Origin of the sequence: Micromonospora sp. D75 (assembly GCF_018070405.1) — a bacterium.
In the GTDB taxonomy this organism is placed as follows: domain Bacteria; phylum Actinomycetota; class Actinomycetes; order Mycobacteriales; family Micromonosporaceae; genus Micromonospora; species Micromonospora chalcea.
In genome coordinates this window covers 1-9,337 of the sequence record NZ_JAGPXV010000184.1, presented here as the reverse complement: position 1 = coordinate 9,337, position 9,337 = coordinate 1, and the positions used below count along the sequence as shown (strand labels likewise).

Annotated in this window: 8 protein-coding genes; 5 read left to right on the top strand and 3 right to left on the bottom strand. The window is 73.5% G+C overall.

The features are described 5' to 3' along the window. The 4 genes from egtB to KBX39_RS13725 all read left to right on the top strand — a co-directional run. Nucleotides 1-1,174 (top strand): ergothioneine biosynthesis protein EgtB (egtB, locus tag KBX39_RS13740; protein WP_210870877.1); only part of this gene is annotated, 1,174 nt, incomplete at its 5' end. Nucleotides 1,175-1,183: 9 nt separating this feature from the next. Then, nucleotides 1,184-1,930 carry an ergothioneine biosynthesis protein EgtC gene (gene egtC / locus KBX39_RS13735; RefSeq protein WP_069088590.1) on the top strand — a complete coding sequence of 249 codons (747 nt, stop codon included), beginning with the start codon at nucleotides 1,184-1,186 and terminating at the stop codon, nucleotides 1,928-1,930. Between the two features lie 38 nt (nucleotides 1,931-1,968). Further along, nucleotides 1,969-2,934, top strand: coding sequence for an L-histidine N(alpha)-methyltransferase (egtD, locus tag KBX39_RS13730; RefSeq protein WP_043323718.1), 966 nt, complete (start codon nucleotides 1,969-1,971; stop codon nucleotides 2,932-2,934). A 226-nt stretch (nucleotides 2,935-3,160) separates the two neighbouring features. Then, entirely contained in the window at nucleotides 3,161-3,748 is a 588-nt protein-coding gene (locus KBX39_RS13725) for a TMEM165/GDT1 family protein (RefSeq protein WP_187692586.1), read from the top strand. Between the two features lie 56 nt (nucleotides 3,749-3,804). On the opposite strand, the gene nhaA is transcribed toward KBX39_RS13725, so the two are convergent. Together nhaA and KBX39_RS13715 are read right to left on the bottom strand one after the other, a co-directional pair. Next, complete coding sequence (gene nhaA, locus KBX39_RS13720) at nucleotides 3,805-5,103, bottom strand: Na+/H+ antiporter NhaA (RefSeq protein ID WP_187692585.1); 1,299 nt, start codon at nucleotides 5,101-5,103, stop codon at nucleotides 3,805-3,807. Nucleotides 5,104-5,257: 154 nt separating this feature from the next. Then, nucleotides 5,258-7,105 carry a nucleoside-diphosphate sugar epimerase/dehydratase gene (locus KBX39_RS13715; protein ID WP_043323722.1) on the bottom strand — a complete coding sequence of 616 codons (1,848 nt, stop codon included), beginning with the start codon at nucleotides 7,103-7,105 and terminating at the stop codon, nucleotides 5,258-5,260. 185 nt (nucleotides 7,106-7,290) lie between these two features. On the opposite strand from KBX39_RS13715, the gene KBX39_RS13710 reads away from it, so the two are divergent. Next, nucleotides 7,291-8,742: a polysaccharide biosynthesis tyrosine autokinase gene (locus tag KBX39_RS13710; protein ID WP_043323724.1), complete on the top strand. Its 1,452-nt coding sequence runs from the start codon at nucleotides 7,291-7,293 to the stop codon at nucleotides 8,740-8,742. On the opposite strand, the gene KBX39_RS13705 is transcribed toward KBX39_RS13710, so the two are convergent. Next, on the bottom strand, nucleotides 8,723-9,241 hold the full coding sequence (locus tag KBX39_RS13705; RefSeq protein WP_210870880.1) for a low molecular weight phosphatase family protein: 519 nt from the start codon (nucleotides 9,239-9,241) through the stop codon (nucleotides 8,723-8,725). The two genes, KBX39_RS13710 and KBX39_RS13705, sit on opposite strands and share 20 nt — an antisense overlap. Nucleotides 9,242-9,337 lie beyond the last annotated feature (96 nt).

Here is a 9,337-nt window from a genome sequence, read left to right as displayed (position 1 = left end):
GGTCTGGGACCTGGCGCACGTCGGCAACCAGGAGGAGCTGTGGCTGGTCCGCGACGTCGGCGGCCGCGAACCGGTGCGCCACGACATCGACGACCTCTACGACGCGTTCAAGCAGCCCCGCAAGGACCGCCCGGCGCTGCCGCTGCTGCCGCCGGCCGAGGCGCGCGCCTACGTGCGTACGGTCCGCGACAAGGTGTTCGACCTGCTCGACGGCATCCGCTTCACCGAGCGTCCCCTGGTCGCCGACGGGTTCGCGTTCGGCATGATCGTGCAGCACGAGCAGCAGCACGACGAGACCATGCTCGCCACCCACCAGCTGCGCGCCGGCGCCCCGGTGCTGGACGCGCCGCCACCGCCGGAGCCCCGGGCCCGGGTCGGCGGGGAGGTACGGGTGCCGGCCGGGCCGTTCACGATGGGCACCTCCACCGACCCGTGGGCGCTGGACAACGAGCGCCCGGCGCACACCGTCGACCTGCCCGCGTACCTCATCGACGCCGCGCCGGTCACGAACGGGCAGTACCGCGCGTTCATCGCCGACGGCGGATACGACGAGCCGCGCTGGTGGAGCGAGGCCGGCTGGCGGCACCGGATCGAGGCGGAGCTGAGCGCGCCGATGCACTGGCGGCGCGACGGCGACGGCTGGGCGTACCGCCGGTTCGGCCGCTGGTCGGCGGTCCGCGACGACGAGCCGGTGGTGCACGTCTGCTGGTACGAGGCGCAGGCGTACGCGGCGTGGGCCGGCAAGCGGCTGCCCACCGAGGCGGAGTGGGAGAAGGCGGCCCGCTGGGACCCGGCGTCCGGCCGGTCCCGCCGTTACCCGTGGGGCGACGAGGATCCGGGCGCCGAGCACGCCAACCTGGGCCAGCGGCACCTGTGGCCGGCGCCGGTGGGCGCGTACCCGGCGGGCGCCTCGCCGCTGGGCGTGCACCAGCTCGTCGGCGACGTGTGGGAGTGGACCTCGTCGCCGTTCCGCGGGCACCCGGGCTTCACCGCGTTCCCCTACCGGGAGTACTCGGAGGTCTTCTTCGGCGACGACCACAGGGTGCTGCGGGGCGGCTCGTTCGGCACCGACCGGTCCGCCTGCCGGGGCACGTTCCGCAACTGGGACTACCCGATCCGGCGGCAGATCTTCAGCGGTTTCCGCTGCGCCCGTGACGCCGGCCCGGAGGAGTGAGCCGGCCCGATGTGCCGTCACCTCGCGTACCTCGGTCCACCCGTGCTCCTGGGCAGCCTGCTGTTCGACCCGCCGTACGGCCTGCTGCGCCAGTCGTGGGCGCCGCGTGACATGCGCGGCGGCGGCACCATAAACGCCGACGGCTTCGGCGTCGCCTGGTACCCGGACGACGGCGACCCGGTCCGGTACCGGCGGGCCCAGCCGATGTGGAGCGACACCACGCTGCCGGAGCTGGCCGCCGTGACGCGGGCGCGGGCGGTGCTGGCGGCGGTCCGGTCCGCCACCGTCGGCATGCCGCTGCACGAGACGGCGGCGGCCCCGTTCGCCGAGGGACGGTGGCTGTTCAGCCACAACGGCGTGGTGCGGGGCTGGCCGGACAGCCTGGTCCCGCTCGCCGCGGGCCTGCCCGTGCGCGACCTGATCACGCTCGACGTGCCGACCGACTCGGCGCTGCTGTGGGCGCTGGTCCGGCACCGGCTGCGCGCCGGGGCCGCGCCGGACGAGGCGGTCGCGGACACGGTCGCGGCGGTCGCCGCCGCCGCTCCCGGCTCACGGCTGAATCTGCTGCTCACCGACGGTACGACGGTGGTGGCGAGCACGGGCGGCCACGCGCTGTCGGCGCGTCGCGGGCCGGACTCGGTGCTGCTGGCCTCCGAACCGTTCGACGACGACCCGGCCTGGCAGGCGGTGCCGGACGGCCGGCTCGTGGTGGCGTCCACGGGCCGGTTCGACGTGCGGGAGCTGACCGCCGCCTGACGTTCTTCCCATCACCGGCAGGACAGAGAGGACACCTGATGAGCGCGGAGCCGCTGGAGATCCACCTGGAGGAGCGGGACCTCGACCGTGGGTTGCGGGAGGACGTACGGGTGGGGCTGGCCGCGACGCCGAAGTGGCTGCCGCCGAAGTGGTTCTACGATGCCCGGGGCAGCGAGCTGTTCGAGGAGATCACCCGCCTGCCGGAGTACTACCCGACCCGGGCCGAGCGGGCCGTGCTCGCCGCGCACGCCGACGACGTGGCCACCCTGACCGGCGCGAAGACGCTGATCGAGCTGGGGTCGGGCTCGTCGGAGAAGACCCGCCTGCTGCTGGACGCGTTCACCCGGCACGGCGACCTGGGCACGTTCGTGCCGCTGGACGTGTCGGTGAGCGCGTTGCGCTCCTCCACCGAGCAGATCGCCGCCGCGTACCCGGGGCTGCGGGTGCGGGGGATCGTCGGTGACTTCACCCGCCACCTGGACCGGCTGCCCACCGGCGGCCGGCGCCTGGTGGCGTTCCTCGGCGGCACGATCGGCAACCTGCTGCCGGTGGAGCGGTCCGGGTTCCTCACGGCGATGCGCGCGGCGCTGGAGACCGGCGACTGGCTGCTGATCGGCACCGACCTGGTGAAGGACCCGGCGGTGATCGTGCCCGCGTACGACGACGCGGCGGGCGTGACCGCCGAGTTCAACCGCAACGTGCTCCGGGTGATCAACCGGGAGCTGGGCGCGGACTTCGACGTCGACGCGTTCCGGCACGTGGCGGTCTGGGACCCGGAGCGGGAGTGGATCGAGATGCGGCTGCGCGCCGAGCGCCCGGCGACGGTGCGGGTGCTGGACACCGACGTCGTGTTCGCCGCCGGCGAGGAGCTGCGTACCGAGGTGTCGGCCAAGTTCCGGCCGGAGGGGATCGCGGCCGAGCTGACCGCCGCCGGGTTCACCCGGCAGGCGTTCTGGACCGACCCGGGCGGGCTGTTCGGGGTGAGCCTAGCCCGGGCCGACTGAGGTCCGGGTGGTCCGGGCCACACCCGCTGACGGGCCCGGCGGGTGATCGGCTAGGCTGGCTGCGCGAAGGGGAGTAGCCCCCAATGTCGTGGTCGACACACTGGTGCGTTCCGCATCCGGCCACGCGGCCCCGGTCTCCGGGGCGGGCGAGACCTTCGACTCAGGCTGTCGCAGCCGGGTCGAGGGCGCCCCCGTTCCTCCTCCCGGCTTGATCGGGAAGGTTCACATGGAGGGTTTCCTCGTCGCGCTGGTGGTCAGCTTCGGCGTGATCTTCGTTGCGGAGCTGGGCGACAAATCCCAGCTCATGGCGCTGACATTCGCCACTCGGTTCAAGACGGTGCCGGTGCTCATCGGCATCACGATCGCCACCGCGATCGTGCACCTGGCCTCGGTGGCCATCGGGTACGGCCTGAACGCCGCGCTGCCCACCGGCTGGATCTCGCTCATCGCCGGCCTGGCGTTCCTCGGATTCGGCGCGTGGACGCTGCGCGGCGACAAGCTGACCGAGGAGGAGAAGCGCAAGGCCGAGCGCAGCAGCAAGTCGGCGATCCTCGCGGTGGGTGTGGCGTTCTTCCTGGCCGAGCTGGGCGACAAGACCATGCTCGCCACCATCACGCTGGCCACCAAGTACGGCTGGTTCGGCACCTGGCTCGGGTCGACGCTCGGCATGGTCGCCGCGGACGCGCTGGCGATCCTGGTGGGCCGGATGCTCGGCCGGCACCTGCCGGAGCGGGCGATCCGTTACGGCGCGGCAGTGCTGTTCGCCATCTGCGGCCTGTGGCTGATCTTCGAGGCGGTCACCGAGCTGAACTGATCGGCCCGTGTCGCGCCGGGCGGCCCGCCCGGGGGGGCGGGCGGCCGCGACGCGGGTCAGGCGGTTCCGCCCTGGTAGACGTCCGGGATGCCGTCACCGTCGGCGTCCCGGTTCTCCCGTTCGCTGATCCGGCGGTAGACCCGGTTGCGGCGGACCAGCACCACCGAGGCGAGCAGGGCGGAGGTCAGCGAGCCGAGCAGCACCGCCACCTTGACGCCGTCCTCCTCCGGGCTGCCCGTGCCGAACGCGAGCTCGCCGATGAGCAGCGACACGGTGAAGCCGATGCCGGCCAGCAGCGCGAGTCCGAGCAGGTCGGCCCAGGTGATCTCCTCGTCCAGTTCGGCCCGGGTGAACCGGGCGAGCAGGTACGTCGAACCGAACACGCCGACGACCTTGCCCAGCACGAGTCCGGCGGCGACCGCGAGCACCACCGGGTTGCGGAGCACGCCGCCCACGTCCACGCCGACCAGCGTCACCCCGGCGGCGAAGAAGGCGAAGACCGGTACGGCCAGGCCGGCGGAGACCGGCCGCCAGCGGTGCTCCAGCCGCTCGGCCAGGCCGGGCGAGCCGTCGCGTCCGCGCAGCACGGGCACGGTGAAGCCGAGCAGCACGCCCGCCACCGTGGCGTGCACGCCAGAGGCGTGCACGAGCGTCCAGGCGGTCACGGCCAGCGGGATCAGCGCCCACCACCAGGTGCGGCGCCGCTGCACGAGCAACCCGAACACGGCGATCGGCAGCAGCGCGCCGAGCAGCGGCAGCGGGTGGAAGTCGGCGGTGTAGAACACCGCGATGATGGTGATCGCGAAGAGGTCGTCCACCACCGCGAGGGTGAGCAGGAACGCGCGCAGCCCCTGCGGCAGGTGGGAGCTGACCACGGCGAGCACGGCGAGGGCGAACGCGATGTCGGTGGCGGTGGGGATGGCCCATCCGCGCAGTCCGGCGCCGCCGGCGCTGAGCGTCACCGCCAGGTAGATCAGCGCGGGCGCGACCATGCCGCCGACGGCCGCGATCACCGGCAGCGCGGCCCGGCGGGGATCCCGCAGGTCACCGGCGACGAACTCGCGTTTGAGTTCCAGGCCCACCACGAAGAAGAAGATCGCCAGCAACCCGTCGGCGGCCCAGGTGCGCAGGCTGAGGTCGAGGTGCAGCGCCGCGCCGCCGGGCCAGGGCACCCAGTGGCTCAGTTCCGCGTACCCGGCGCGCCACGGCGAGTTGGCCCAGATCAGCGCGATCACGGCGCCGAGAAGCAGCAGAGCGCCGCCGACCGTCTCGGTGCGCAGCACGTCGGCCAGGAACCGGGCCTCCGGCCAGGAGCGGCGGGAGAGCAGGCGCGACGGAGGTGGGGTGTGGGTCATGCGGCGTCCGTTCGGGAGCTGGGGTCGGCGAATCCATCGCCGACCAGGCTTCCCGGCACACCGGTTCCAAGCCTAACGGCCGCCGGGACCGGCGGCGAGCTGGGCCGGTGGGACGCTCGTCCCATCTCGTGGGCGGGCGTCCCACCGGCTCCGGTCAGCGCTGGCCGGGCAGCGCCGGCAGGGCGGCGCCGGCCGGTTCGCAGAACGCCGCCAGTCGCTTGATCAGCTCGTCCGGTTCCGCGTACGGGTCCAGCGTCCGCACCTCGTCCGGGTCCAGTTCCGGCACCGGGACGTGGGAGATCAGCGGGTGCAGCGGGCGGGTGTCCACCTCGTCCGCGCCGAACAGGTGCTCGTGCAGCTTCTCACCGGGCCGCAACCCGGTGAAGACGATCTCCACGGGCCGGTCCGCCTCGGCGGCGAGCCGGCGCGCCACGTCCGCGATCCGGACCGGCTCGCCCATGTCGAGCACCAGCGCCTCGCCGCCCCGGCCGATGGTCGCGGCCTGGAGCACCAGGTGCACCGCCTCCTGGACGGTCATGAAGTAGCGGGTGACGTCGGGGTGGGTGACGGTGACCGGCACGCCGGCGCGGATCTGCGCCTGGAACGCGGTGAGCACCGACCCGCGGCTGCTGAGCACGTTGCCGAACCGGACGCTGAGGTAGGTGCCGTTGAGCCGCTGCGCGTGGTACGCGGTGAGCCGCTCGGTGATCCGCTTGGAGTAGCCGAGCACGCTCGCCGGGTTGGCCGCCTTGTCGGTGGAGATGTTCACGAACTCGGCGACGTCCCGGCACGCCTCCAGCACGTTCAGCGTACCCAGGATGTTGGTCTTGATCGCCTCACCGGGGTGGCGCTGGAGCAGCGTGAGGTGCTTGAGCGCGGCGGCGTGGAACACCACGTCGGGCTGCCGGTCGGCGATCACCCGGGCGATGCCCTCGGCGTCGCGGATGTCGGCCAGGATCAGCTCCGGCCCGTCCAGCAGCGCGCGCCCGTGCAGGGACATCTGCAGCGCGTGCAGCGCCGACTCGTCCCGGTCGAGCATCATCAGCTCGTCCGGCTCGCAGCGGGCGATCTGCCGGCACAGCTCCGAGCCGATCGAGCCGCCGGCGCCGGTCACCAGCACCCGCCGGCCGGCCAGCCCACCCCGCTCCACGCTCAGCTCCGCCACCCGGTGCGCCCGGCCCAGCAGATCGGTGAGCTGGACGTCGCGCACGTCGGTGGCGGCGACCGGCCGGTCGAGCAGCTCGCGCACCGGCGGCAGCACCTTGAACGCCGCCCCGGCCTCCAGGGTCCGGGTACGCACGTCGCGCAGCAGCTGCGGGTCCGAGCCGCTCATCGAGAAGATGACGGTGGTCGCCCCGGTCGCCCGAACGGCGTCGCCGACCTGCTCGCGGCCGCCCAGTACGCGCAGCCCCTCCAGCCGCAGGCCGCGGCTGTCGGCCGCGTCGTCGAGCAGGCCGACCGGCCGGTAGCTGCTGTCGGGATCCTGCAGCAGCACCCGGACGAGCCGCTCGCTGGCCGCGTCCACCCCGTAGACCAGGCAGCGCTCGGCGTTCCGTGGGGCGGGTGGCCGGCGGTCGGCGTGGGCACGCCACAGGCCGCGGGCGGTCGCCATCACCACCAGCGCCACCGTGCCGCCGACGAGCGGCGTGCTGGCCGGTACGGGATGCCGCGTCCACTGCATCACGGCGACGGCGCCGACGGCCGCGACGAGCGCGACGGTGACGGCGAGCCCCTGCGCGTCCCCAGAGCTGCCGATCGGGTAGCGGCCGTAGATCCGGGAGCGCAGCAGCGTGAGCGCGGCGTACAGCGCGGCGCAGGCCAGCGCCAGGCCGAGCGTACGGGCGCTGGCGGCGACGGTCAGGTCGAACTCGTACCTCGTCCAGGCGGCGCCGAGAAATCCTCCGCACCACGCGGCCGTGTCCAGCGTTAACAGGGAAAGGGTGGCGGCGCGGTGGGTGATCCGGCGGTGCGGTCGCACTGCTGTGCTGGCTTCACGATCCATGGGCTGCCCTCTGTGTCCTATCCGGATTGAAAGGATTAGACCTTCTGTGCCTGTTCGGTCGTTTACATTCGTCAAGTCACGTAACGTCGTGAATAGGCGATTCGATCCTGGCACGGGTACGGGTGCTTTTAGGGGGCTTTCGTGCAGTTTCATCGGCAGACCGGCGTGTCGCTAGGGAGGGCGTGATGGACGTTCTCGGCTACCTGCGCCTGGTCCGACGCCACTGGTGGATCGTGTTGGTGACGGTGATGCTCGCCCTGGGCACCGCCGCGCTCGTGACGGTCCGGACGGCACCTCGGTACGAGGCCTCGGTGACGTTCTTCGTCACCACGCCCAGCCAGGGCGTCACCGACGCCTACCAGGGCAGCCTCTTCCTTCAGCAGCGGGTGAAGTCCTACGGTGACCTGCTCACCAGCGACCGGCTGGCGCAGAGCGTGGTGGCCGACGCGCCGCTGGGTCTCACCGCCGACCAGGTGCGCAGCCGGATCCGGACCGCCAGCACGACCGGCACGGTCCTGCTCAAGGCCACGATCACCGACACCGACCAGACCCGGGCGCTGAAGACCACCGAGACGCTCGCGACGAAGTTCACCGAGCTGGTGCGCAAGGTCGAGACGCCGCCGGACGGCAATGCCCCGCCGATCAAGATCGAGGTCGTCAGTGGTCCCCGGGTGACGTCCAGCCCGGTCTCGCCGCAGCCCACGCGCAACCTGGTCATGGGCGGTGTGCTGGGCCTGCTGCTCGGCGCCGCGCTGGCCGTGCTGCGCGGGCTGGCCGACGTCCGGATGCGCGACGGCGCCGCGCTGCAACGGGTGACCGGCAGCCCGCTGCTCGGCGAGATCCCGTACGAGAACGGCGCGAAGGCGGCGCCGCTGATCGTCGGCGCGGCGGCCACCTCCGCCCGGGCCGAGGCGGTCCGCAAACTGCGCACGAACCTGCGCTTCGTGGACGTGCACGAGCCGGCCCGGGTCATCGCGGTCACGAGCGCGTTGCAGGGCGAGGGGAAGACCACGATGGCCTGCAACACCGCCATCGCGCTGGCCGAGGCGGGCTGGCGGGTGCTTCTCATCGACGCCGACCTGCGCCGCCCGAAGGTGGCCGACTACCTGGGCCTCGACGGCGGCGTCGGCCTCACCGACGTGCTGGTCGGCGACGTCCAGGTCGGTGACGTGGTGCAGCGCTGGGGGGAGAAGTCCCTTCTCGTGCTGCCCAGCGGCGCCACCCCGCCCAACCCGAGCGAGCTGCTCGGCTCGAAGTCCATGGCGGACCTGCTGGTGGCGCTGCGGGACTCGGCGGACATCGTGGTGATCGACACCGCGCCGCTGCTGGCCGTCACCGACGGCGTGGTGGTGGCCGTGCAGGCCGACGGCGCGCTCCTGGTCACCCAGCAGGGCCGGACCTCGCGCAGCCAGGTGGCGGCGGCGGCGAACGCGCTCAGCTCGGTCTCGGTGCGCCTGCTCGGCTGCGTGCTCAACATGGCCAAGGTGGCCAAGTCGGACGCCTACCAGTACGAGGCGTACAAGGTGGTCGTGCCGCCGGCCGCGCCCTCGGTGCCGGCCGACCGGGCCGGCAGCCGCCGGGGCGCCAAGGCCGTCGGGGGCGACCGGACGCAGGAACTCACCCGGCTGTCGCGATGAGCGCGAGCACGGGGCGGATCGACCGCTCGATCTCCTCCGCGCACCGCCGGAAGTCGGCCGGCGAGCCGCCGATCGGGTCGCGCAGGTCGTCCACGTCGGGGGCGGCGGGTTGCAGCCGCCCCCGGGCGCGCACGGCGGCCGACACCGCCGCCCGCAACGGCGTGCCCGCCTCCGCCTCGTCCGCCCGGGCCTCGGTGGCCAGCCGGGCGAACTGCCGGAGCGTGAACGTCCGCGCCAGCGTGGCCGGGGCCATCGCGGTGCAGGCCGAGCGCTGGCGGCGGGTCGCGGTCAGCACCAGCGCCGCTCCGGTCAGGTGCTCGGGGCGCAGCCGCCGGGTGCGGAAGGCCGCCGGGTCCGCGCCGGTCCGGGCAGCCACCTCGACCGCGTACGGGTGCATGGCGGCGCCGTCGATCGCGTCGGTGCCCGCGCTGGCGACCGCCAGCGGCAGACCGGCCAGCATCCGGCGGGCGATGAACTCCGCCATCGGTGACCGGCACATGTTCGCGTAGAGCGCGTCGACGCCCCGCAGCAGGCCCCGCCCGGCGAGCGCGGCGCTGCCGGCGAAGGAGAGCCAGCTCGCGGTACGGGCCCGGGG